The sequence below is a fragment of the Pseudomonas sp. GW460-12-10-14-TSB1 genome (assembly GCF_017349775.1).
Classification (GTDB): domain Bacteria; phylum Pseudomonadota; class Gammaproteobacteria; order Pseudomonadales; family Pseudomonadaceae; genus Aquipseudomonas; species Aquipseudomonas piscium.
The window spans coordinates 1-24,121 of sequence record NZ_JACNAC010000044.1; the positions used below are offsets into that span (position 1 = coordinate 1).

Here is a 24,121-nt window from a genome sequence, read left to right on the forward strand (position 1 = left end):
TGGCCAACCCCGCCAGCAATCCGGCCAGTACCCCGACGGCCACCAACTCGTTCATCGGCACCTCCGGCGGCGGGCCGGGCACCGCCACCATCTACTCCGACAAGCAAGGCACCACGCCCGTGCCGCTCCAGGGGGTCAACACCACGATCACCGGCACCATCTCGCCCGCCGGCAACGGGCTACCGCTGCAGGTGATGAACCCGTTCCTGGTGATCAACTTCAGCGTGGCCCTGAACGGCCTGTTCCCATCGCGCAATTGAAGTTCGCGCCGGGGGACATTCCCCCGGCCCTTTTTCCGGCCAGGAGTGGCGCCATGCTGCATCTGCTGCAAAGTGAGCATTTCCAGCCCTTGCTGGGGCAAACCTGCAACCTGTTGCTACCGGACGGCAGCGTCTTGCCGGTCCATATCGAGTCCATCAAGGACACCCCCCAGGCCCGCATGCCGAACAGCGCGCGCATGCCCTTCTGCGTCGAGCTCAACAGCCTGGAGCCGACTGAGTTCGTCGACGGTCTGTGCGACCTGGAGCTGCCCGGCGTCGGCCATCTGCAAGACATGTTCGTGTCGCGGGTGCCGGCCCTGGGTCGCGATCCGACGCTGGGCTATTTCTATATCGCCTTCAACTGAACCGAGCGTGCCTGGCGGTATCGCCCCAGGCACTGGCTCGAACCCGCGGGGTTGCGCCGCTTATCCGCGCGGGCCGGGGTACCACACCAGCCGCTCGGCCGCCGGGTTGGCTTCCTCGACCTGGAACCCCAGCGCCAGGTAATGCCGGCGCGCATGGGGATTGCTGGCCCAGACCACAGTAGCCACCGGGCAGCGCACCTGCTCGGCGGCTTTCTGCACACCCTGCAGCACCGTGCGCCCGTAACCGCGACCGCGGGCGGCGGGAATGAATGCCAGGTACAGCACGCGGATTTCATTGGGGCCGAAATCGGTGGTCAAGGCACCGATGGCGCTGCCGAGTTTCTCGATCACGTAGTGCATGGCGCCGGGGAAGTTCTCCCCCGCCCCCTGCTCCTGGATCTGGAACTGCTGGGCGATCACCTGCTCGATCTGCTCCTGCTCGCCATCGATCCATTGCAGATCGCTGCGCGCCGAACGGTAAAGACTTTGCAGGAACGGTCCGTCGGTGGGCCGCGACGGACGTACCACCAGGCCATCGGACATGGCTGAATCCTTATGCAACATATGCGTTCTCCCTGAAAATTCCTTGTTTCAGAACCCGCTTTCCCTCACGCCCAGCGCCGCCAGACGCCGCCAGGCCGTACCCAGCAGCGACTCGCCACGCCCCTGCAACACCACCACGCCGCGCAGCGGCTGGCTCGGGGTGACGCTGGCGTCGAGCACCTTGAGCCGCGCGCCGTAGTGCGCCTGGACCGGTTCGGCGCGGTGGTTTTCATCGCGGCGCACGGCAATCGGCCCATGGTGATCGGAGGTCAGCGCCTCCTGATCGATATAAGCCACGCCGTTGGTGTCGACTTCGGTCAGTTGCACCTCGAGCGCCGGGTGCATCGGGTCGTCGGCGATAAAGCGCCCCGTGGCGCCCGGCGCGACCCGCCACAGGTCGGCCTCGGCGAGAAAACCACGCAAGCGCGCCCCCGGTTCGACCACCCGGACCAGCGGATCCTTGGGCGATACCCAGCGGCCCACCTGCAGTTGTGGCAGCAGGTCGCGCAGTTGGCCAGTCTCGGGTGCGCGCAGCAGCAGGCGCTCGCGTTGCGCCGACAGGCCGCGGTATTCGGCCACGGCTTCCGCCAGCTGCTGCTCGACAATCCCGGCGTCGGCCGCGGTCTCGCTGCGCCCGGCGCGACGGCGCATCTGCAATTGCTGGATCTCGATTTCCCGGCGCGCGATGGCTTGGCGCGAGGCCAGGTCCGGGGATTCGAGTTCCACCAGTACCTGGCCCTTGCTCACTGCCTGGCCGTCGCTGACATTGACCTGCCGAACCCGCGCCGCCACCGGCGCATGCAAGGCACTGGCGCGTCCAGCTTCGAGCATCGCCGGCACCTCCACCGAGCTGCGCCAGGGCACCGCCACCAGCAGCAACACCGCCACCAGCCCCAGGCTGCTGAGCAACACTCGCAGCGCATCGGCCTGTTCGCGGCGCGTCCACCATTCGCGCCACTCGCGCACGATGGGCAGGAAGATGAACCACACCAGCTCCACCAGCATCAGGAAGATGCCCAGCAGCTTGAAAAACAGGTGGTACACCGCCAACGCAATCCCGAAAAACAGCACTGCGCGCCACAGCCACGAGCCATAACCCCACCACAGCAGACGCCGCTGCATGGCCGGCGACCAGGGCTCCGGCGCGGGCTGCCGGTAGCCGAACAAAGCCTCGCGCAGGCGCCAGCGACAGAGGGCGAAGGCCCGCCCCTGGAGGTTATCCACCTCCCAGAAATCGCTGAGCAGAAAGTAGCCGTCGAAGCGCATGAAGGGATTCAGGTTGATCACCAGGGTGGTGATCCAGGTGGCGCTGGCGAGCATGAAGGCCGCAGTGCGCGCCGGCCCGTCCGGCAGCAGCGACCAGGCCAGCAGGGCGATGCTGGCCAGCAGCAGCTCGGCCAGTACACCGCCGGCGCCGATCAGCAAGCGCGCACGGCGGTCATTGACCCGCCAGGCATCGCTGACGTCGGTGTAGAACATCGGCAGCAGCACCATGAACGCCACCCCCATGCTCTGCACCCGGCAGCCGGCGCGCTTGGCCATGAAGGCGTGGCCGAACTCATGGCACAGCTTGGCGAAGAACAGCGCCACGCCAAACGCCAGGGCGCCGCCGAGGCTGAACAGGTGGGGAAAGGTCGCCAGGAAGCGCTGCCAGTCCCGCGACACCAGGAACACCCCCAGGCCCAGGGTCAAGGGCAAGCCGTAGCGCAACAGCCCCGGCCCGAATCGCGCCAGCCACGGCCAGGCGCGATTGAGAAAAGCGTCCGGGCGCCACAGCGGGATACGAAAGAACAGGTATTGGTGCAGCAGCACCTGCCAGAGGCTCTGGTGCTGCGCGGCGGCCTTGAGCTCATAGCTGGCGCGCTGTTGCGGATCGAGGGCGGTGATCAGGTCATGACTGCGCAGGAAGCCCAGCAACTCATCCAGTTCCGCGCCGCCCAGGGGCAGCCCCGGCTCACGATTGGCGGCGCGCAGCACCTGTCCGGCGTCCCCCAGGGACCAGTGCCTGAGCAAGCGCATCGCCGCCGCGCCGAGCTTGAAATAACGGCCGCGCACCGGGTCGGCCAGGGTCCAGCGCGGCGAACCGTCCAGCGCCGGTGCTGCTGCCGACAGCTGCAAGTCCGCGCGCAGGCCCGGCAGGTCCATTACAAACCCACGCTCTGCCGCAGACCGGCCAGGGGCCGGCGCAGCAGGTACAGCGCCAGCGGCGCGCGTTCACCAAAGAGCTTGGCCGTGCCACGCAGGCCGATCCGCGGCGGCGCATCGCGAAAACGCGCATCGAGGCGGTAGGCCAGCTGTCCGCCCGGTGTCGGCTGCGCCTCGTAGGCCGCTCGTTCGAGGCTGGCCAGGTGGCGCTGCAAGGGGTCGCTGTCGAGAAACAGCGCCACCTGCGCGCCAGGCTCCAGGGCAATGGCGTCGCCCACCGCCAGTTCGATGCGTAATTCGGCCTGGCTCGGGTCGGCGATTTCCATCAGCCGCTCGCCGGTCTGCACCGGTTTGCCGGTCCAGCGCTCGGCGTCGGCGAACACGGCGATGCCATCCCGTTCGGCGCGCACTTCGCTGCGCTTGAGCAGCTCGCGGGCGTAATCGCGTTCGGCACGTTTCTGCTCGACCCGGGCCGCCAGCAGGTCGATTTTCGAGCTGGATTCGGCATCGGCAAAGGCCCGCTGGGAGTTGGCCTTCAATTCCGCCTCGGCCACGCCCAAGGCGCGGGCGGCGACATCGGCCTGGGCGTTGAGGGTGGTGTTTTCGAAGCGCAGCAACAGGTCGCCGGTTTTCACCGTCTGGTTGGGCTTGACCAGGAACTCGGCGATCACCCCGTCCAGCGGCGCCGCCACCACGCGCCCGCCCAGCGGCACCACTTCGGCCGGCGCCAGCACCGATTGCCGCACCGGAATCAGCAGGCCCAGCAACACCACCGCCAGCAGCGCCAGCCGGCGTTTGCGATTCCAGCGCAGGCGCCACGGCTTGCGCGGTTGCAGCGCCAGCCAGGCGTGGCTGTAGGTGTCGCCCAGTTGCGCCAGCAGCACTTGTTCGGAAGGGTTCCACAGTGTGTCGCGGGCCAGCCACAGGCCACCAAAGACCGCGCCCTGACGATCGATCAGCGGCAACCAGAACACCTGCGCCGCCGACAGGCTCTGCCAGTCAGCCCGTACCGGGACACTCAGTTGCTCGGCCGCGACCACCCGCGCCTGTTGCACCCATTCGAGCTTGAACAGCTGGGCCACCGCCTGTTCGACGAAAGCCACGAAGGGCGCGTTCGGGTCGAGCGCGCTGACGCCGGTCACCGCGCGGACCTTGCCGGCGATCACCAGTGCCGCGTGGCGAAAGCCGAACAGCGCCTGGCTGTCGTTGACCAGGCTGTAGGCCAGTTGCTCGACGGTACGCGCGGCGCGGGTCTGGCGCTCCAGGTCGAGGAACCGGGCGAAGACCTGTTCGGCGGCGCCCGCTACCGGGGCGTTCACTTGAGCTCCGCGAACCGTGCGGTGCCGCTCATGCCCGCCAACAGGCCCTCGGCATTGGGCACGGCTGCCACCAGCAACAGCGTCTGGCTGCCCTCGTCGATCCGCGCGCCGAGACGCTTGACCGTGGCGGCCAGCGGCTTGCCGGTTTCATCGGGGACGAAGCTGAAGGTCTGCCCGGCCTTGAGCTTGCCCATCCAGCTCGACGGCACCAGCAGGTGGATTTCCAGGGAACGGTTGTCGACGATTTCCAGCAGCGGCGAGCCGGCCGTCACGCTTTCGTAGCGTTGCACCTTGCGTTCCACCACCTGCCCGTCGAACGGCGCGACCACGCTGCAACGCTTGACCTGCACCTGATAGACCTGGGATTGCGCCTGGGTCTCGGAGACCTTGGCCGCGGCCCGCGCCACTTCGAAGCGGCCGACCGAGTTGAGCGAGGCCAGTTGGCGGTTGTGCGCCAGCTCTTCGTTGGCCCCACGGCTGGCGGCCTGAGCGGCATTGAGCTGGGCCTGGTAGGCCGAGCAATCGAAGCGGGCCAGCACATCGCCCTTCTTGAAGGACTCGCCTTCGCTGTAGGGCAACTCGACGATGCGCCCGGACAGTTCGCCGGCCAATACCGCCTGATCCTTGGCCCGCAGCACGCCTCGCGCTTCGCTGCCGCTCACCACGGCGGCGCCGGCAGCATTGTCATTCAGCAGCGGATCGTCTGGTGCAGGTGTTTGCGCCTGTGCAAGGCACGCCAGACAGGTCAATCCGAATCCCAATCCTTGAAATCGCCGCATAACCGTAACTCCCTGACGGATGGGCGGAGTCTAAGACAGCAAGCGCAAGCGTCAAGCAAATGGCCACTATCTTTATCAATCCCGACAACGGCATCGAGCGCCCGCCTGACAGCATAGATGCCTTGCCCGGCGCGGCTTGTATCGGGTCGTGTGGGTATTTTAGATGCCCGCGAGTGCCTTCTGTATGATTTGCGCCACACTTGGGCCTTCGGCTCCCATGGTTTCGGATTAAGGACAATTCATGCGTATCGGTCTTTTGTCGTCTTTGACACTGGCGCTCGGCGCCCTCCTCTGCAATCAGGCCCAGGCCAGCTCCGACGATTCCTGTTACCCGCACTGGACCCTGCTCAAAAACAACCTCGAAAGCTGCAGCAGCCTGCCGTTTCTCAACCCGGGCAACGACAGCCGGGTGAACCTGCGCCTGTTGCTGGCCGACAGCGGCGCCTTGCCCCTGGCCCCGAAAGCGCTGGACGCCGACGACCTGGCCGAAGGTTATGGACCGGTGCCGTTTTCGGTGTCTCGCCTGAACCCGGCGCCCGGCCCCGAAGCGGCGGATGCCAAAGCAGCCAGCGCCGACACTGACCTCAACGGCCGCCTGGAAGCCTTGCAGGTAGTGCGCGAAGCCCCTCAGGCGGCCGGCGATGCGTTTCTGTCCGGCGAAGGCAGCCGCTGCCGCAGCAACTCGGACGCCAGCGCCCAGGTGTTTGTCGACCAACTGATCGCCGCCGACCTGCCAGACAGCGAGCGCCAGGTTCTGGCGCAAAGCCGGGTCAAGCTGCTCGCCGCCTGCAGCTGGGACGGCCCGCAACTGGCCAGCCTGTTGCCAACCAATCTGCAGACCCCGCTGGGCAAGGGTTTCGCCACTTATCTACAGGCCGCCGGCGACTTCTACAGCGGCCGCTTCAGCGAGGCCGACGCGGCTTTCGCCACGCTCAAGGACAGCCCGAATACCTGGCTGAAAGAAACCGCGCTGTACATGAACGCCCGCACGGCCCTCAACAGCGCCCAGCAAAACGCCTTCGACGAATACGGCATGCCCGCGCTCGAGCATGTGGATAAGTCCGCGCTGCACCAGGCCGAAGCCGGCTTCGACAGCTACCTGCAAACTTATCCACAGGGCGCCTACGCCGCTTCGGCCAAGGGCCTGCTGCGCCGGGTGCACTGGCTGGACGGCAATCCGGACAAGCTGGCCGCCGACTACGCCTGGCAGATGACTCAGGCCAAGGACGAGCAGCGCAACTTGTCGTTGAACGATCTGGTGGAAGAAGTCGACACCAAGCTGCTGATGGTCAACCGCAACCCGGTCAGCACGCCCCTGTTGCTGGCGGTCAATGACCTGATGTGGATGCGCGAGCAAGCCGAAGGCCGGCTGACCCGCGAGGCCTTGCAGCAACAGAAGGCGGTCTTCGCCGAACAACCGGCGCTGCACGACTACCTGCTGGCGGCCTTCGCCCTGTATGTGGACAACAACCCGGACGCCGCGCTGAAACTGCTGCCCAGCGAGCCGCCCGCCAACCTCGACTACCTCGCCTTCAGCCAGCAGACCCTGCGCGGCCTGGCCCTGGAAGCGCAGAACGACGGCCCGGGCGCCCAGGCCCTGTGGCTGCAACTGCTGCCCCTGGCCAAGCAACCGCTGCAACGGGAACAGCTGGAGCTGGCCCTGGCGATGAACTACGAACGCAACCAGCAACTGGCCAAGGTGTTCGCCGCCGACTCGCCGATCAAAAGCCCGCAGGTGCGTTTCACCCTGCTGCGCAACGTGGCCGATGCCGCGCTGCTGCGCCAGCAGATCAGCCAGGCCGCCGACCCGGTGGAGCGCAACACCGCGCAATTCGTGCTGCTCTACAAGGACCTGCTGCGCAGCCAGTACGCGGCCTTTGCCAGCGACCTCAAGCAACTGCCGGCCAGCGCCCCTGAAGACAAGCTCGGCTACAGCCTGGGTTACGTCTACAGCGACGGCCAGTCGCTCAAGCTGTTCCAGTGGAGCGGCGACAAGGCCGAGTCCGGCTACGCCTGCCCGAACATCGCGCAAACCGCGGCGGCCCTGGAGAAGGATGGGAAAAACCCGCAAGGCCTGAACTGCTTCGGTGAGTTCATCCTGCGCAACGGCCTGGACGGCATGCCGCTGGACAGCCAGCCCGACAAGCAGTCCCTGGGCGGCACGGAATCGGCCTTCAAGGGCGAGCTGTTCTCCCGCCTCGACGGCTACAAACAGGTGATCGCCAACAGCAAGGCGCCGCGCGACGACCGCGCCTACGCCCTGTACCGCGCCATCAACTGCTACGCGCCCTCGGGCTACAACAGCTGTGGCGGCAAGGACGTCGAACCGGCGGTGCGCAAGGCCTGGTTCCGTCAGCTCAAAGGCACCTTCGCCGACACCCAGTGGGGCAAGTCGCTGCAGTACTACTGGTAAGCATGAGCGGTTTCTGGAAATGCCTGCTGCCGGTCTGGCTGTTGCTGACCGGCAGTGCCCAGGCGGCGGTCGACGCCCGCGATCACCAGGCCTTCTGGCTGTGGAGCGGCGTCGCCCCGCAGCCGGTGCTGAACCAGGCCAAGACCCTGTACATCCTGCAAGGACAGATCAGCCGCTCGCGTCGCGACCCGAGCGGCAACGTGCACTTCATCGCCCAGGGCATGGCCATTCCGCGCCTGCGCCAGGGTGAGGTCTGGGTGGTCTACCGCGCCCACACCCTGCACTGGCCGGAGTCGGTCTACAGCCAGCTGCTGGGCCAGGTGCAGCGCTGGCAGCAGGCCGGCAACCCGGTGGTCGGCATCCAGATCGACTTCGACGCCCGCACCCGCTACCTCGACGAGTACACCAGCTTCCTGCGCGACCTGCGCCAGCGCCTGCCCGCGCAGTACCGCCTGAGCATCACCGGTCTGATGGACTGGAGCAGCAACGCCAACCCCGAGGCCATCGCCGGGCTCAAGGGCGTCGTCGATGAAGTGGTGGTGCAGACCTACCAGGGCCGCCACAGCATCGCCAACTACGCCGCCTACCTGCCCCGCCTCGACCGCATGGGCCTGCCGTTCAAGGTGGGCTTGATCCAGGGCGGCGAATGGCAGGAACCGGACTATCTGAAAGACAGCCCGTGGTTCAGGGGGTATGTGGTGTTTTTGCAGAATCCATCGCAGGGCAGCAGCACGCGCAACACGCCCTAACAGATCCGTACCCGCCGTGCCCTTGACGCTCCGGTTCCGCACAGGCAAAACAGCTGGCACAGGTTCGGAACCTATTGCAGGTCGATACCTTAAGTCGGAGCAGGGTTGACGAAGTCGACCACCCGAACTTAGGATCGCCCCCACAACTCAACCCCGTACGCAGCGATTAAGTTCGCTGGCCGTTGGGGTGAAAAAACCGGCCCAGGCCGGTTTTTTCGTTTCCAGGGATTGGAATTGTGCGCACCGCCTTCTTCGTTGACGGCTACAACCTGTTCTACGGGCTGTTGGCCGGTACGCCGTACAAGTGGCTGGATCTGCCGCAGTTGCTCGCGCATATAGCCCACGTCGAGAACCCGGCCAGCGAGCTGGTTTCGGTGGACTACTTCACCTCCTCGGTAAAACCCGAACTCGCCACCCGTGGCCGGCTTTCCAAGGAGGCCCAGGACACCTATGTACGCGCCCTGAAGGCCGCCAATGTCACTGTTCATTTCGGGCGGCACCAGCTCGAACCCGCCAGGGCGCCACGCTTCATCGACAAAAAGACCGGCGCTTCGCGGCAGGACAAAGTCGATATCTGGAAACTCGAAGAAAAAGAAACCGACGTGCATATCGCGATCAGCATGTATCGCCTTGCGGCCAGGCAGGCTTGCGCCACCAACGGCCCGCCAATCGAACAACTGGTGCTGGTCTCTGGCGATACCGACATGACCCCAGCACTGAAAGCCATACGCGCGGATTTCCCACAGCTGACACTGGGCGTGATCCTGCCTCACCGACCTGAATTCAAACGCCCCGCGCCGGGCTCGCTGAAGGCCTGTGCGCACTGGATGAGGCGGGTCGTCACGGTCGATGAGTTGCAGCGGCACCAGTTTCCGGAACGCGTACCGACGCACAAGGCGCCGGCCATCAAGCCTGGATACTGGTGAGGCGGCTCAAGGCCGTGCAGCCGCCAACGGATACACCGACTCCCAGCCGCCACCCAGCGCCTTGTACAGGCCGACCATGGCCAGGGAAACGCCGGTCGAGCTTTCCACCAGTTGTTCCTGGGTGGCGAGCAGGGCGCCCTGGACGGTGAGGACGTTGACGAAGTCCACCACGCCTTCGACGTATTGCTGTTGCGCGGTGCGCAGGGCGATCTGGTTTTGCCGCACGGCTTCGGCGAGGCTGTCGCGGCGCAGCTGGCTGCTGTTGTAGCGGGTCAGCTGGTCATCGATTTCATGCCAGGCGCGCAGCACGGTCTGCTGGTAGGCGACGGCCGCTTCCTGCTGCTGGGCTTCGCGCAGGTGCAGCATGCCGCGCAGGCGGCCGCCGTCGAACAGCGGCAGGCTGAACTGCGGACCGATACCGAACTGGCGCGAGCCCCAGGAGCCGAAGTCCGACAGCTGCATGGCCTGGGAGCCGAAGTTGCCCGACAGGGTGATGCGCGGATAAAAGTCGCCCTTGGCCACGCCGATGCTGGCGGTGGCGGCATGCAGGCGGGCTTCGGCCTGGCGGATGTCCGGGCGGCGTTCGGCCAGTTGCGACGGCAGGCCGATAGCAACCTGGCTCGGGGTTTGCGGCACCGGCGCATCCGCCGCGAGTTCGGCGTGCAGGGCCTGGGGCGGCTCGCCCATCAGCAGGCTCAAAGCGTTGATCAGTTGCGCCTGGCGCTGCTGCAAGGCCGGCAGTTGCGACTCGATAGTCGCCACCTGCGCGGCGGCTTCTGCCACGTCCAGGTCGGTGGCCACGCCGTCGGCCAGGCGCAGCTGCGAGAGCTTGAGGCTGTGGCGGGCGACCTCGAGGTTCTGCTCGGTCACCGCCCGGGTGCTCTGCACGCCACGCAGCTGGATGTAGTCCTGGGCGGTCTCGGCCAGCACTGACAGCAACACCCCGCGCCGATCGTTTTCCGCGACTTCCAAGGTCGCGTCGGCGGCCTCGGTTTCGCGCCGCACGCGGCCCCAGAAATCCAGCTCCCAGGACGCCGAGAAGCCGGCGTCCCACAGGTTGAAGGCGGACTTGCCTTCGTGACCCGACGGGTCGTTCAAGCCTTCGCCGCTGTTGCGTTTACGCGCGTAGCCGCCACTGGCGCTGCTGGTCGGATAACGCTCGGCGGTGATCACCTGGCGCGCCGCGCGGCTCTGTTGCAGGCGGCTGGTGGCCAGTTGCAGATCGAGGTTGTCGGTCAGCACGCGCCGGCTCAGGGCCGACAGCTGCGGATCGTTGAAGACATCCCACCAGCGCTCGTCCAGGGGGCTAGTCACCACCTGGCTCGGCGCGGCCTTTTGCGGGCTGGCCCAGGCCTCGACCCGCGGCCCTTCGGGGCGCTGGAAATCCGGGCCGACAGTGCAGGCGGCCAGGGACAACAGGCTCAGGACAAATACCGGCTGGAGCAGACGACTCATCGCTTCGCCACCTCACGCACGGAGCTGGCCTTGCCCAGGGTATCGACGCTCGCTTCCACCGACATCCCGACCCGCAGGCGCTCGGCCATGGGCTGGCCGGGCTCCAGCAGGATCTTCACCGGAATGCGCTGCACCACCTTGGTGAAGTTGCCGGTGGCGTTGTCCGGCTTGACCGCGGCGAAGGTCACCCCGGTGGCCGGCGCCAGGCTCTCGACCCGGCCGCGCAGGGTTTCGCCGTCCAGGCTGTCGACCCGCACCGCGACCGGCTGCCCGGGGTGCATGCGGGCCAGCTGGGTTTCCTGGAAGTTGGCCACCACATAGGCCTGCTCCAGCGGCACCACGGCGAGGATCTTGCTGCCCGGCGTGACATAGGCGCCGACCCGCACCGCGCGCTCGCCGACCATGCCGTCCACCGGCGCGACGATGCGCGTGTAGGACAGCTCGTAGCTGGCCATTTCCAGGGCCGCCTGGGCGCGCTTCAGACCGCCCTCGGCGGCGTCGCGCTGGGCGGTGAGGATCTCCACCTGCTTGCGTTCCGCCGCCAGCGCCGCCGTGGCCGTGGCCAGCCGCGCGCTGGCCTGGTCGATGCGGGTCTTGGCCTGCTGGGCATTCTGCACGGTGCCGGCGCCGACCCCGGCCAGGTGGTTGTAGCGGTTCAGTTCATGTTCGGCGAAGGCCATTTCCGCCCGCGCGGCCACCACCGAGGCCTGGGCCTGGGCGATCACCGAGCTTTGCCGGTCGAGGGTGGCGCGGGCGTTCTGCAGCTGCGCCTTGGCCACCAGGGTTTCGGCGTCCGCCGCCTGGGCCGCGGCGCGCAGGTCACGATCGTCGATCAGCGCCAGCAACTGGCCGGCCTTGACCCGCTGGTTGTCTTCCACCAGCACTTCCTTGATGAAGCCCGCCACGCGCGGCGCCACCAGGGTGTAGTCGGCGCTCACGAAGGCGTCGTTGGTGGTCTGCTCGGTGGCCTTGCCAGTGACCAGGTACACCAGCACCCCAAGGACCGCGACCGCCGCCACGCTGACGGCGATTTTGTGTTTGATATGGATCGTCATAAAAACCTTCTGTCTCAGTGAACGTTCAAGTCGGCGCGCGTGGCGGATAGATCCGCGTCGGCAGCCAGAAAATCAGCAGGATCAGGGCCGCCGCCACGCCAGCCATGACGTAGTAGAGGTCGGCGGAGGTCAGCACCACGGCCTGGCGGTGCAAGCGCTGGGCGAGGTTGCTGGCGTCGATGGCGCTCAGCGGCGAGTTGCCGAGGCTGTCCACCAGCATGGTCGAGTGAAAGTGCAGGCGGTGGGTGGTCAGGGCATCCAGCACGCCGGTGGCGATTACCGCCGCCAGGCCCTTCACGGTGTTGAACCAGGCGGAAGCGAACGGCCCCTCGATCGGCTGGATACTGCCGGTGGAGAGCATCAGCAGCGGCAGCACCGCCATCGGCTGGCCGAAGATCTGCAGCAGTTGCAGCACGTAGAAATCGTCGCGGATCCACGCTGAGGTCAGTTGCGTGCCGCCCAGGCACGACAGCACCAGCATCGTCAGGCCGATGCCCAGCACCCAGCGGCAATCGACCCAGCGCAGGTTGCACAGGGCCGCCACCAGCGGCAGCGCGATCAGTTGCGGCAGGGCCATCACCAGCATCACCGGGGCGGTCTGCAACGGCCGGTAGCCCTGGACCTGGGCCAGGAAGCTGGACGGAATGATGATCACCGCGGTCAGCACCACCAGCACCCCGGCCAGGGTCAGCAGGGCGAACGATAGGTTGCGGATGCCGAGCATCTGCAACTTGAAGAACGGGATCGGCTGCGACCATTCGTTGATCAGAAACAGCACCAGCAACAACCCGCCCCCGCCCAGCAGCAGGCAGATCAGCGGCGAGCCGAACCAGTCCAGGCGGTTGCCCTGCAGGATGCCGATCACCAGCATGCAGATCGCCGGAAACCCCAGCAGCAGGCCGCGCCAGTTGAAGGCCTTGAGGCGCTCCAGGCGCAGCGGGTCCTGGGGCAGGCCGTAGGCCACCGCGAGCATCGCCAGCAAGCAGGGCGCCACCACCTGCCAGAACGCCCATTGCCAGCCGACGTATTCGGTCCACAGGGCGGCCAGCGGCGTGCCCAGGCTCGGGCCGAAGGTGGCGGTCAGGGCATAGCCGGCCAGGCCGTAGAGCTTGACGTTGGCCGGCAGGAACCGCAGGGCCACGGTCATCAGCATCGGCGGCAACGCACCGCCGGCCAGGCCTTGCACGGTGCGCAGCAGCAACAGGCTTTCGTAGTTCGGGGCAAACGGACAGAGCACGCCCAGCAAGGTGAACAGGGCGATGGCGCAGAGGGTGAAACGGCGCAGCGAGAAGGTCACCGAACACCAGGGCGCAAAGGCCATGGCCGCCACCGAGGTGGCGGTGTAGCTGGCCACCAGCCAGGTGCCTTCGTCGTAGCCGATGGCCAGGGCGCCACGGATATCGGCCAGGGCGATCTTGGTCACCATCTCGTTGAGGCCCGACACCAGCACCGCCAGCAACACGCCAAGCAGGCCGATGATGATTCGCGGACCGAAGACAGGAGGGCTGACGGCTGCCGGTTTGCTGGCCACTTCAACGGGTGCCGGCACAGCCACGGCGAGGGAACTCATGAAGGGAAGGACTCCGATAGAAATACCGAAGCAGTTTAAAAAGCCCGACAGCTGACGAAAACTGACTTATCGACAGCTTATAGGTGCACCAGACACAACGATTGGATGGCTACAGGGGTTGTGGTGCTCTGTAGGAGCGAGCGGGCGGCGATCCTACCAGGGGCATGTTTTTTCAGGGCTGGGCGGCGCGCCAGGTTTCGTTGCAGGAAGCGCGCAGGGTCTCGCGGAACCATTTGTGCGCCGGGTCCTTGTCGTAGCGCGGGTGCCAGGCCTGGGTCAGTACCAGGGTCGGCAAGGGAATCGGCAAGACGAAGGAACGCAGGTGCAGGCCCAGGCGCGACACGCTGAGCAGGGTTTCCTTGGGCACCGGCAGGATCAGGTCCGAGTCCGGCAGCATGAACATCGCGGCATGGAAGCTCGGCGCGATCAGCGGCACCCGGCGCTCCAGGCCCAGGTCGCCAAGCGCCACGTCGATCGGCCCGCGGGCAATGCCGCGCCGGGACATGCTGATGTGCGGGAAGGCGGCAAAACGCTCGGCGGTGATCTCCTCGTCGAGCAACGGATGATGCTTGCGCACCAGACCGACGAAGGTGGTGGAGAACAGGTTCTGCACCTTCACTTCCGGGGTCAGCGGCCGGGTGTTGCTGATCCGCAGGTCGATCCGCCCTTCGCGCAGAGCCTCGTCGTCACCATCGCCTTCGGGGACGAAACGCAGTTCGCAATGGGGCGCCTGGCGCTCCAGGGTGTCGATCAGCCGGCCGCCATAGACGCCGACGAAAAAGTCGTTGGCGCGCACATTGAAGCGCCGACGCAGGGTGCTGAGGTCGACCTGATCGCCTGAGCGGAACACCAGCGCCGCCTGCTCCACCAGGTCGCGTACCTGGCCGCGCAGTTCCAGGGCCTTGGGCGTGGGCACCAGGCCACGGCCGGCGCGCACCAGGATCGGGTCGCCCAGCGCCTCGCGGATCCGCGTGAGGGTCCGGCTCATGGCCGCCGGGCTGAGGTTCATACGCCGCGCCGCGCCAACCACGCTGCCCTCGTCGAGCAGGGCGTCGAGGGCGACCAGAAGGTTCATGTCCGGGAGTTGCATGCTGAGCACTCGTGGCTGATCGGGGATGAGTCAGGCGCAATGCTAGCAGGGTCATTTCAGTCAGGGACACCACTCTCTGTAGCCGCTGTCGCAGGCTGCGATCGAGGACAAAGTCCTCGCCAGACCTGCGCATGTGGTGTGCCAGGCAAAATGTGCTGTCAGGTTTTGCACCGGCTGCGCCGTCGATCGCAGCCTCGCGGGCTCGGCAGCGGCTACAGGTTGATCGGTAGCAGGCTCAGCGCTGCATGCCCCAGCGTTTCACGGTGACCCGCTCCAGAGTATCGAACACCAGGTTCTCCACCAGCAGGCCGATCAGGATCACCACCGCCAGGCCGGCGAAGACCTTGTCGGTGTACAGCTCGTTGCGGTTCTGGAAGATGTACCAGCCCAGGCCGCCCTTGCCGCTGGTGGCGCCGAACACCAGTTCGGCGGCGATCAGAGTGCGCCAGGCGAAGGCCCAGCCGATTTTCAGGCCGGCGAGGATCGACGGCAGCGCCGCCGGGATCAGGATGAACAGCACGAAGCGCATGCCCTTGAGCCCGTAGTTGCGCCCGGCCATGCGCAGGGTTTCGGAAACCCCGAGAAACCCGGCGTAGGTGTTCAGGGCCAAGGCCCAGAGCACCGAATGCACCAGCACGAAGATCAGGCTGTTCTCCCCCAGGCCGAACCACAGCAGGGCCAGCGGCAACAGGGCGATGGCCGGCAACGGGTTGAACATCGAGGTCAGGGTGCTCAGCAGGTCGCGGCCCACCTGGGTCGACACCGCCAGGGTGGTCAGGGCAAAGGCCAGGGCGATACCGATCAGGTAGCCCTTGAGCAGCACGACCAGGGAGATGCCGACCTTGCCCAACAGCTCGCCGCTGAACAGGCCGTCGTACAGCGCGCTGGCAGTCTGCAGGAAGCTCGGCAGCAGCAGGTAGTTGTTCTGGTAGCGGGCCACGGCCTCCCAGAGCAGCGCCAGCAGGATCAGGATCAGGCTCTTGCGCAGCCAGCCTTGCTGCCACAGGCGCTGGCCCAGCGGCAATTCACGCTCCAGCGGTACCGCCAGCAAGGGTTCGAGGGCAACTTCGTATTCCTGGCGAACAGGTGATGAATGGCTCATCGGGCGTTCCTCTTAAAGGCTCAATAAGCGATACGGATATCGGTGAAATCCAGCTCGCGCTCGGTTTCCGGCGACTGGCCTTCGTCGAACAGCAGCCGGTGGATGCGCCGCGCCGTCTGCTGGAACGCCACGCCGCCGAGGCTTTGCAGGTCGTACTGATGGCTGTGGATTTCCGCCCGTACCCGCCCCGGATGGGGCGACAGCAGCAGGATGCGATTGCCCACCACCAGCGCCTCCTCGATGGAATGGGTGACGAACAGCAGGGTGAAACGCACCTCTTCCCAGAGCAGCAGCAATTCCTCCTGCATCTTGCGCCGGGTCAGGGCGTCGAGGGCGGCGAAGGGTTCGTCCATCAGCAGGATCTTCGGCTGCATCGCCAGGGCGCGGGCGATGGCCACCCGGGCCTTCATGCCGCCGGACAGGGTGTGCGGGTAGGCGTCGGCAAACGCCGCCAGGCCGACCTTGTCCAGGTAGTGCAGCGCGCGCTCCTCGGCCTCGCGGCGGTTGAGGGTTTTCGACGCCAGCAGCGGGAACATCACGTTCTGTTTGACGGTTTTCCACGGCGGTAGCTGGTCGAACTCCTGGAACACCACGATCCGGTCCGGCCCCGGCTGGCTGACCCGCTGTCCTTGCAGGCGAATCTCGCCCTCGCAGGGCTGGATGAAGCCGGCGACCGCCTTGAGCAGGGTCGACTTGCCGCAGCCCGAGGGCCCGAGCAGGACGAAGCGGTCGGCGGGATCGATTTCGAAACTGACCTGGTGAGTGGCCCGCACCACGCGCTGCGGGGTGCGGTATTCCAGGCTGACCTGGTCGACCGCCAGCAGCGCCTGCGCCGCCGCGGCCGGGTTGCTGGCCGTGTGGCCTTGCAAGGGGGCGTTCATGGCGATCAGCTCCCTTGCAGCGGGGTGGTGTCCTGGAAGAAGTAGTCCTTCCACGATTGCGGCTTGTTCTTGATCGCGCCCACGCGGTAGAGGAATTCAGCCAGCGGGTAGGTGTTTTTCGGGGTGACGGTGAATTCGAACTGCGGGTTGTCGATGATTTTCAGCAAGGCCTCGCGGTCGATCTTGGCCTTGGTCACGCGGATGTAGGTATCCGCCGCCGCGCCCTTGTCCTTCTGGGCGAAGTCGGCGGCCTCGGCCAGCGCCTCGACGAAGGCCTTGTAGGTTTTCGGGTTCTCGGTACGGAATTTCTCGGTGGCGAACAGCACGGTCGGCGAGTTCGGGCCCAGCAGGTCGTAGGTGTTGAGCACCACGTGCACGTTCGGGTTGGCCAGCGCCTGGTCCTGGAACGGCGGGTTGGAGAAGTGCCCGGTCAGCTCGGTGCCACCGGCGATCAGCGCCGCCGTGGCGTCCGGGTGCGGAACGGCGATGGTGTACTTGTCCAGGCGATTGAACTCCTTGTCGCCCCACTGTTTGGCCGCCGCGTACTGCAGGAAGCGCGACTGCACGGAAACCCCCACCGCCGGCACCGCGATACGGTCCTTCTCGGTGAAGTCGGCGATGGTCTTGACCTTGGGATTGTTGCTCACCAGGTAGTAAGGGAAGTTGCCCAGCGACGCCACCGCCTTGACGTTCTGCTTGCCGTGGGTGCGGTCCCAGATGGTCAGCAGCGGGCCGACGCCGGCCCCGGCGATGTCGATGGAGCCGGAGAGCAAGGCGTCGTTGACCGCCGCGCCGCCGGACAGCTGGGTCCAGTCGACCTTGATGTCGATGCCTTCTTCCTTGCCGTGCTTCTCGATCAGGTTCTGGTCGCGCACCACGTTGAGCAGCAGATAGACAATGCCGAACTGTTCGGCGATGCGGATCTCACCTTCGGCATGGGCCGCCGTCGGCGCGACCAGGCTAGCGGCCAGCAGGCTGAAGCCCAGGCCGATGGCGGCCGCCAGTTTGCCCAGGCGCGGGAGGCGTTGAGTAGGTTGGGACATGGTGTTTCTCCTGCCGTGGGTGGCCGATCAGTAAGGGGCGTCGCCCTGGATGGTGGTGCGGTACAGCCTGCGGCGCAGGTGGCTGGGGCAGCCGGCGGCCAGGTGGATCAGCGAGCGGTTGTCCCAGAACACCAGGTCATGGGGCTGCCATTGGTGGCGGTAGATGTTTTCCGGCAGCACGCTGTGGGCGTACAGCTCGGCCAGCAGCTGGCGGCTTTCGTCTTCCGGCAGGCCGACGATGCGGGTGGTGAAGCCTTCGCTGACGAACAGCGCCTTGCGACCGTTTTCCGGGTGGGTGCGCACGACCGGGTGCACCACTTCCTGGACCTGGGCCAGTTGCTCCGGGGTCAGGGTCGGGCGCCAGTTGCCCTCGAACTTGGTCTCGCTGTAGCGCGCGGTGTAGGAGTGGGCGGCGCAGCGGCCCTCGACCGCCTTGCGCAGCGCTTCGGGCAGGCTGTCCCAGGCTTTGTGCATGTCGGCGAACAGCGTGTCGCCGCCCTCGGACGGCAGCTCCTGGGCGTGCAGCATCGAGCCCAGGCTCGGCAGTTCCTTGTAGGAGAGATCGGAATGCCAGAACTTGCCGGCGTCCCCCAGGCCGATGGACTGGCCGTTCTCGATGATGTTGGAAACAATGAGGATTTCCGGGTGCCCGGCCAGCAAGAACTGCTTGAGCACGTGGATCTGCAGCACGCCGAAACGGCGGCTGAAGGCGATCTGCTGTTCGGGGGTGATGCGCTGGTCGCGGAACACCACGACGTGATGATCCAGGTGCGCGCGGTGGATACGGGCGAAATCCTGGTCGTTGACCGGCTTGGCCAGGTCCAGGCCGACGATCTCGGCACCGACGGCGCCGCTGAACGGGCGGATATCAAAAGCTTGTGCGGCGATGGGCGCGGCACTTGGAGACAGTACGGACATAAATCACTCCCACGCAGAGCACGCCCGGTGGCGCGCGCGTCGATCAGAAACTCACGGAGGTCCCGTGTTGGTTCATTTCGTGCGGCGCGCCGATTGGTCGGCAGGTACGCAGGGAGTCGACTTTATAGATATAAGAACTTAATTTTAAATACCGTTAGAGAATAACGATATGGCGATTCGGGCAGGGGAATTCAGTGGTGAATCCACAGGCGCCATCGCGAGCAAGCTTCGCTCCTACAAGTGGCCGTGTTGGCTTCTGTAGGAGCGAAGCTTGCTCGCGATAGGATTTAAGAATCACCGCTGCAACCACTGCGATGCGTCCGCCTCAGGGTCGACGCAGCCTGGTTACCGCCTCAACGCTCGTGCAGCGCCTCGGCGCGGGCGCGGATGATCGGCTTGAGCAGGTAGCTGAGCACGCTTTTCTTGCCGGTGATGATGTCCACCGAGGCGACCATGCCGGGGATGATCAGCAACGGCTTCTCATCGGTGCCCAGGTGGCTGCGGTCGGTGCGCAGCTTGATCACGTAGTAGGTGGTCTTCTTGTCTTCGTCGGTGATGGTGTCGGCGCCGATCTGTTCCAGCTTGGCCTTCAGGCCGCCGTAGATGGTGTAGTCATAGGCGGTGAACTTGACCACGGCTTCCTGTCCCGGGTGCAGGAAGGCGATGTCCTGCGGACGGATCTTCGCTTCCACCAGCAGGGTATCGTCCAGCGGCACGATCTCCACCATGTCGCTGCCCGGCTGGATCACCCCGCCGATGGTGTTGACCATCAGCTGCTTGACGATACCGCGCACCGGCGAGGTGACCAGGGTCCGGCTGACCCGGTCTTCCAGGGCCTTGCCAGTGGCGCTGGCCTTGTTCAGTTCGGTGCGTGCCTCGTTGAGCTGGGTCAGGGCTTCGCTGCGGAATTTGCCGCGGGTTTCGTCGATCTTGCGCTGGACTTCCTTGATCGCCGACTCGGCACGGGGGATCGCCAGGGTGGTGGCGTCCAGTTGCCCGCGGGTCTCGACTTCGGCGCGCTTGAGCCGCAGCACTTCCACCGGCGACACCGCGCCCTGGGCCACCAGCGGCTCGGACATGGCGATTTCCTGGCGTTGCAGGCCCAGTTGCTGGCGGTACTGCGCCTGCTTGGAGGTGAACTCGCGCAGTTCCTGCTGCTTCTGAATCAGTTGTTCCTGCAGGCCGCCAACTTCATCGTGCAACTGCTGGCGGCGGCTTTCATACAGGGACTTCTCGCTGGCGGCCTGGCCGGGCGCGGCCTCCAGGGCATCGGCAGGGAAGTTCAGCTCGCGGTTGTCGATCTCCGCGCTCAGGCGCTCGACCCGTAGCAACATCGAAAGACGGTCGGCCTCGGTCTCGCCGACGTTGGACTTGAAGCGCGTATCGTCCAGGCGGATCAGCGGCGCGCCGGCCTCGACTATCTGCCCTTCCTTGACGAACAGTTCGGAGACGATACCGCCTTCCAGGTTCTGGATTTTCTGCACCTTGGACGACGGAATCGCCTTGCCCTCGCCCTTGGTCACTTCGTCGATCACCGCGAAGTTGGCCCACAGCAGCAGGAACAGGAAGAAGCCGATGATGCCCCAGATGGTCAGGCGGATAACCCGCGGCGCATCCTCGATCAGTGCCTTGTTGACCTCCGGCAGGGGTTGGTCGTGCAGCGACTCGGTGCCTTTGAAGTAACGCAGGATCGAGTCTTTGAAATCGGACTTAAGCAACACTGATCTGCCCCTTCTTCAACGCTTCCATCACGACCGCTTTCGGTCCATCGGCAAGGATCTGCCCGCGGTCGATCACCAGCAGGCGATCCACCAGCGACAGCAGCGAGGCACGGTGGGTGACCAGCACCACGGTCTTGGCTTCCACCACGGCTTGCAGGCGTTGTTTCAAGCGTTCTTCACCAGTGTTGTCCATGGCGCTGGTCGGTTCGTCGAGCAGCAGAATGGGTGGGTTGAGCAGCAGGGCCCGGGCCAGGGCAACGTTCTGCCGCTGGCCGCCGGAGAGGTTCTGCCCACGCTCGCCAACCTGCAGCTCATAACCCTGCGGGTGCAGCCGGGCGAACTCATGAACGCCGGCCAGTTCGGCGGCCTGCAGCACCAGTTCGTCTTCGACGTAACGGGCGCCGGAGGTCAGGTTGTCGCGCAGGGTGCCAGCCAGCAGTTGGATGTCCTGGGCCACATAACCGATGTTGTGGCGCAATTCGCTGACGTCGATCTGCCGGATGTCCACGCCGTCCACCAGCAAGGCGCCGGAGTCCGGGGTATACAGGCCCACCAACAGCTTGGCCAGGGAGCTCTTGCCCGAGCCGCTGCGGCCGATGATGCCGATCTTCTCGCCCGGCTTGACCACCAGGTTGATGTTCTTCAGCGCCGGGTTCTGCTGCCCCGGGTAGGTGAAATTCAGCTGCCGGCATTCGATGGCGCCCTGCAGCACGTTGCGGCTCAGGGGGCGCTCGTCGAAGTTGCGCTCCTGGGGCAGCTCCATCATCTGGTCGACCGAGGTCATGGTCACCCGCGCCTGCTGGTAGCGGGTCAGCAGGCCGGACAACGAGGCCAGCGGGCTGAGGGCGCGGCCGCTGAGCATGTAGCAGGCGATCAGCCCACCCATGCTGAGGTTGCCGTCGATGATCTGGTACACGCCGAAGACGATCATGATCACCCCGGCCAACTGCTGGATCAGCAGGGTGATGTTCATCGCCAGGCTGGAGAGCATCTTCACCCGCAGCTCGAGACGGCCCAGGGTGCCGATGGTCTGCTCCCACTGGTACTGGCGTTCGCTTTCGGCGTTGTTGACCTTCACCGCATCCAGCCCGGCCAGGGTTTCGATCAGGCTCGACTGGCGCTCGGCGCCCAGGGCCATGGTTTTTTCCATGGTGGCGATCAACGGCTTCTGCAGGGCGTAGCCGATACCCAGGGCAATCGGGAAGGCCAGCACCGGAATCCACACCAGGTGCCCGCCGAGGATGGCGATCACCAGGAAGATCAGCAGGGTGAACGGCAGGTCGATCAGACTGGTGAGGGTCAGCGAGGCGAGGAAGTCGCGCAGGCTCTGGAACTCATGGATGTTCTGGGCAAAGCTGCCGACCCGCGCCGGCCGGTACTTCATGGCCATGCCGACGATGCGCTCGAACAGCGTGGCCGAGATGATCAGGTCGGTCTTCTTGCCGGCCAGGTCCAGGCACAGGCTGCGCAGGCTCTTGAGGATCAGGTCGAACAGGTAGGCACCGGTGATGCCGATGGCCAGCACCCACAGGGTGGCGGCGGCCTGGTTCGGGACCACGCGGTCGTAGACGTTCATCACGAACAGCGGCGCGGCCATGGCGATGACGTTGATCAGCAGACTGGCGGCGATGGCGTCGGCGTACAGCCAGCGCGAACGCTTCAAGGTGTCGCGGAACCAGGAGCGGGCGCGGGGAATCAGCGAGCCATGGTTCACGTCGAATTTGTGTTGCGGCTGGGCGAAGAACACTTGCCCGCTGTAATCGTCGGCCAGCATCTGGCGACTGACGCTGACCTCGCCGCCGTCGCTCTCACTGAGCAGCAGGCGGGCCCGGTCTTCGCCCTGCCAGCCGAGCAGGACGGCGCTGCGGCCGTCCTTGAGCAAGAGCATGGCCGGCATGGCGATGGCGGGAATCTGCTCCAGCTTGCGCCGCAGCAGACGCCCCTGCAGGCCGGCGCGAGCGGCGGCGCGGGGCAGCAGCTCGGCGCTCAGGCGCTGGGAAGGCAACGGCAGGCCAGTGGTCAACATCGCCGCGCTGGCCGGCTTCTGATGCAAGGAGCACAGGGTTAGCAGGGCATCCAGCAGCGGGTCGTCATGCATGCCGCGTGGATCATGGCTAAGTTGCACTCGACTGACTTCTGATTCCACGCTCGGCACTCTTTAACTGTCTATTGGATGAAATGTACTCAATTCATCCCAGGCAGTTGGACCTTGGGCTTCACATCGTTCTGTACGACGGAAGCCATGGGGGCGACCACTCCCTGGCTCTTGAGCAATTCGCCCATGGTCGCCTTGATTCGATACTGAGTAAATAACTGAATGTTCTTGATTTCCGCCAAACGCCGCGAGGCGGTGAACAGTTCATTCTCGCTATCGAGCAAGTCGAGCAAGGTGCGCTCGCCCAGACTGAATTGCTTCTGGTACGCCTCACGCACGCTGGCGCTGCGATCGACATATTGCTGGGCGATCGGCACTTGCGCATTGGCGTTGTTCAAGGCGTTCCACGCCAAGCCTAGCTCCTCATTCAGAACTCGCAGGGCGTTGTTACGAATATCCAGCGCCTGGTTGGACTGATAGGCCTTGGATTCCAGGTCGGCCTTGTTGCTGCCGCCGGCGAACAGGTTGAAGCGCATGCGCAACATGGCCTGCCATTCGTTGTTGTGGCCGTCGATCCCGTCCAGGTTGTTGTCGGCGGTACGCCCAAGCTCGGCATCGAAGCGCGGGTAGAAGGTCGACTTGGCGGCTTCGTACTGCTTCTCGGCGGCGACGATGTCGGACTCGGCCGAACGCAGGATCGGGCTGTTTTCCAGCATCTGGCGCTGGGCTTCGTCGAGGGTGGCCGGCAGCAGGGCCATGAAACCGGCCGGACGCTCCAGCTGGTCCGGCATCTGGCCGACGGCGCTGAGGTAGTTGGTCTGGGCATCAGCCAGGTTGGTCTGTTCGGTGATCAGGTTGTTGCGCGCCTGGGCCATGCGCGCTTCCGCCTGGTCGAGGTCGGCGCGGCTGCCGACGCCGCGCTGGGTGCGCAGTTGGATCTGATCGTAGATGCGCTCGTGATTGCGCATGTTGTCTTCGGCCAGGCGCACGAACTCGCGACGGGTCAGCACATCCAGGTACACCTGGGCCACGGTCAGCGCGGTGCGCTCGGAAGTGCCCAGCAACGAGTACGCCCGGGAATTGACGGTGGCTTGTTGACGCCCTACCTCACTGGAGGTGGCAAAACCGTCAAAAACCATTTGCTGGAGACGCAAACTTGACTCGCTGCGGTTCAGCGTCTCCCAGTGATTGCTCGATCCTGCACGGGTGGTCGGGCTGTCGGTGCCCTCACGGCCGTAGCCGCCCAGCAAATCGACCCGCGGCAAATAGCCGCCCTTGGCTGCTTTGAGCTGGTAATCGGCCGCCAGACGGCTGTTCACCGCGGCCTGGATTTCCGGATGGACATCCAAGGCTTTCTGCATGGCTTCAGGCAGGGTTTGTGCTTGGGCAAAACTGGCGGCGAGTACGAAGGGTAAGGCTTTGAACAACTGCGGACGCATAGAGGGGGTTCCCAGGACTTCTTGTCCCAAATCACAGCAAAACGAGGTGCTGCATCGGATGATGGCAACCGGAATGACCGTATATCGGAAAGTTCAAACCATGAACTGGGTCACACACTTTTAGACAGGTCGCCGCATGAATATCAATGTGACATTACCTTGACGATTGTTTAGGATGACACTCAGAAGGTCAATAGTTTGGCATATGGTTAATAGCAAAAAAATATAGCCAATTTATTGACAAGTATTCGCG

The 24,121-nt window shown here is 65.4% G+C and carries 19 protein-coding genes and 1 pseudogene; 5 read left to right on the forward strand and 15 right to left on the reverse strand.

Features of this window, described 5'->3' with window-relative positions:
- Both J4D52_RS22055 and J4D52_RS22060 read left to right on the forward strand, forming a co-directional pair.
- A pseudogene (locus J4D52_RS22055) lies at nucleotides 1-260 on the forward strand (phage tail protein); the annotation flags it as partial.
- 53 nt (nucleotides 261-313) lie between these two features.
- Nucleotides 314-625 (forward strand): DUF6916 family protein, encoded by a 312-nt coding sequence (locus J4D52_RS22060; protein ID WP_025808557.1) that lies wholly within the window; start codon nucleotides 314-316, stop codon nucleotides 623-625.
- A 60-nt stretch (nucleotides 626-685) separates the two neighbouring features.
- Here J4D52_RS22060 and J4D52_RS22065 read toward each other — a convergent pair whose 3' ends face one another.
- From J4D52_RS22065 to J4D52_RS22080, 4 genes are read right to left on the reverse strand one after another with little or no spacing between them, the layout of a single operon-like run.
- Nucleotides 686-1,189 carry a GNAT family N-acetyltransferase gene (locus J4D52_RS22065; RefSeq protein WP_053276899.1) on the reverse strand — a complete coding sequence of 168 codons (504 nt, stop codon included), beginning with the start codon at nucleotides 1,187-1,189 and terminating at the stop codon, nucleotides 686-688.
- A 27-nt stretch (nucleotides 1,190-1,216) separates the two neighbouring features.
- Nucleotides 1,217-3,313, reverse strand: a complete 2,097-nt coding sequence (locus tag J4D52_RS22070) for a biotin/lipoyl-binding protein (protein WP_063427717.1) — start codon at nucleotides 3,311-3,313, stop codon at nucleotides 1,217-1,219.
- Nucleotides 3,313-4,632, reverse strand: a complete 1,320-nt coding sequence (locus J4D52_RS22075) for an efflux RND transporter periplasmic adaptor subunit (protein ID WP_063427716.1) — start codon at nucleotides 4,630-4,632, stop codon at nucleotides 3,313-3,315. The genes J4D52_RS22070 and J4D52_RS22075 overlap by 1 nt, the downstream gene beginning before the upstream one ends.
- A complete protein-coding gene (locus J4D52_RS22080) occupies nucleotides 4,629-5,411 on the reverse strand; it encodes an efflux RND transporter periplasmic adaptor subunit (RefSeq protein WP_063427715.1) in 783 nt (260 codons plus the stop codon). The genes J4D52_RS22075 and J4D52_RS22080 overlap by 4 nt, the downstream gene beginning before the upstream one ends.
- A gap of 241 nt (nucleotides 5,412-5,652) precedes the next feature.
- Between J4D52_RS22080 and J4D52_RS22085 the strand changes: the two genes are divergently transcribed.
- From J4D52_RS22085 to J4D52_RS22095, 3 genes are all read left to right on the forward strand, one after another.
- Nucleotides 5,653-7,824 (forward strand): outer membrane assembly lipoprotein YfiO, encoded by a 2,172-nt coding sequence (locus tag J4D52_RS22085; RefSeq protein WP_102677656.1) that lies wholly within the window; start codon nucleotides 5,653-5,655, stop codon nucleotides 7,822-7,824.
- Nucleotides 7,825-7,826: 2 nt separating this feature from the next.
- Nucleotides 7,827-8,573 (forward strand): DUF3142 domain-containing protein, encoded by a 747-nt coding sequence (locus tag J4D52_RS22090; protein WP_063427713.1) that lies wholly within the window; start codon nucleotides 7,827-7,829, stop codon nucleotides 8,571-8,573.
- Between the two features lie 236 nt (nucleotides 8,574-8,809).
- Entirely contained in the window at nucleotides 8,810-9,499 is a 690-nt protein-coding gene (locus J4D52_RS22095; protein WP_063427712.1) for an NYN domain-containing protein, read from the forward strand.
- A gap of 6 nt (nucleotides 9,500-9,505) precedes the next feature.
- Here the strand turns inward: J4D52_RS22095 and J4D52_RS22100 are convergent, their stop codons facing one another.
- The 11 genes from J4D52_RS22100 to J4D52_RS22150 all read right to left on the reverse strand — a co-directional run bounded on the left by J4D52_RS22100 (nucleotide 9,506) and on the right by J4D52_RS22150 (nucleotide 23,868).
- Nucleotides 9,506-10,954: an efflux transporter outer membrane subunit gene (locus J4D52_RS22100; protein WP_102677657.1), complete on the reverse strand. Its 1,449-nt coding sequence runs from the start codon at nucleotides 10,952-10,954 to the stop codon at nucleotides 9,506-9,508.
- Nucleotides 10,951-12,009 carry an HlyD family secretion protein gene (locus J4D52_RS22105; protein WP_063427711.1) on the reverse strand — a complete coding sequence of 353 codons (1,059 nt, stop codon included), beginning with the start codon at nucleotides 12,007-12,009 and terminating at the stop codon, nucleotides 10,951-10,953. The genes J4D52_RS22100 and J4D52_RS22105 overlap by 4 nt, the downstream gene beginning before the upstream one ends.
- Nucleotides 12,010-12,034: 25 nt before the next feature.
- Nucleotides 12,035-13,579, reverse strand: a complete 1,545-nt coding sequence (locus J4D52_RS22110) for an MFS transporter (RefSeq protein WP_063427710.1) — start codon at nucleotides 13,577-13,579, stop codon at nucleotides 12,035-12,037.
- Nucleotides 13,580-13,751: 172 nt separating this feature from the next.
- Complete coding sequence (locus tag J4D52_RS22115) at nucleotides 13,752-14,669, reverse strand: LysR family transcriptional regulator (protein WP_063427709.1); 918 nt, start codon at nucleotides 14,667-14,669, stop codon at nucleotides 13,752-13,754.
- 235 nt (nucleotides 14,670-14,904) lie between these two features.
- Nucleotides 14,905-15,771 (reverse strand): ABC transporter permease, encoded by an 867-nt coding sequence (locus tag J4D52_RS22120; protein WP_102677658.1) that lies wholly within the window; start codon nucleotides 15,769-15,771, stop codon nucleotides 14,905-14,907.
- A 20-nt stretch (nucleotides 15,772-15,791) separates the two neighbouring features.
- Nucleotides 15,792-16,652, reverse strand: coding sequence for an ABC transporter ATP-binding protein (locus J4D52_RS22125; RefSeq protein WP_063427707.1), 861 nt, complete (start codon nucleotides 16,650-16,652; stop codon nucleotides 15,792-15,794).
- Nucleotides 16,653-16,657: 5 nt separating this feature from the next.
- Nucleotides 16,658-17,695: an ABC transporter substrate-binding protein gene (locus tag J4D52_RS22130; protein ID WP_009046329.1), complete on the reverse strand. Its 1,038-nt coding sequence runs from the start codon at nucleotides 17,693-17,695 to the stop codon at nucleotides 16,658-16,660.
- Nucleotides 17,696-17,722: 27 nt separating this feature from the next.
- Nucleotides 17,723-18,613: a TauD/TfdA family dioxygenase gene (locus J4D52_RS22135; protein WP_102677659.1), complete on the reverse strand. Its 891-nt coding sequence runs from the start codon at nucleotides 18,611-18,613 to the stop codon at nucleotides 17,723-17,725.
- Nucleotides 18,614-18,966: 353 nt separating this feature from the next.
- The gene (locus J4D52_RS22140; RefSeq protein WP_097306287.1) at nucleotides 18,967-20,334 is read right to left on the reverse strand and encodes an HlyD family type I secretion periplasmic adaptor subunit; all 1,368 of its coding nucleotides are present in this window, start codon (nucleotides 20,332-20,334) and stop codon (nucleotides 18,967-18,969) included.
- Nucleotides 20,324-22,480, reverse strand: a complete 2,157-nt coding sequence (locus J4D52_RS22145; RefSeq protein WP_025808572.1) for a type I secretion system permease/ATPase — start codon at nucleotides 22,478-22,480, stop codon at nucleotides 20,324-20,326. The genes J4D52_RS22140 and J4D52_RS22145 overlap by 11 nt, the downstream gene beginning before the upstream one ends.
- Nucleotides 22,481-22,518: 38 nt before the next feature.
- Nucleotides 22,519-23,868, reverse strand: a complete 1,350-nt coding sequence (locus J4D52_RS22150) for a TolC family outer membrane protein (RefSeq protein WP_102677660.1) — start codon at nucleotides 23,866-23,868, stop codon at nucleotides 22,519-22,521.
- Nucleotides 23,869-24,121 lie beyond the last annotated feature (253 nt).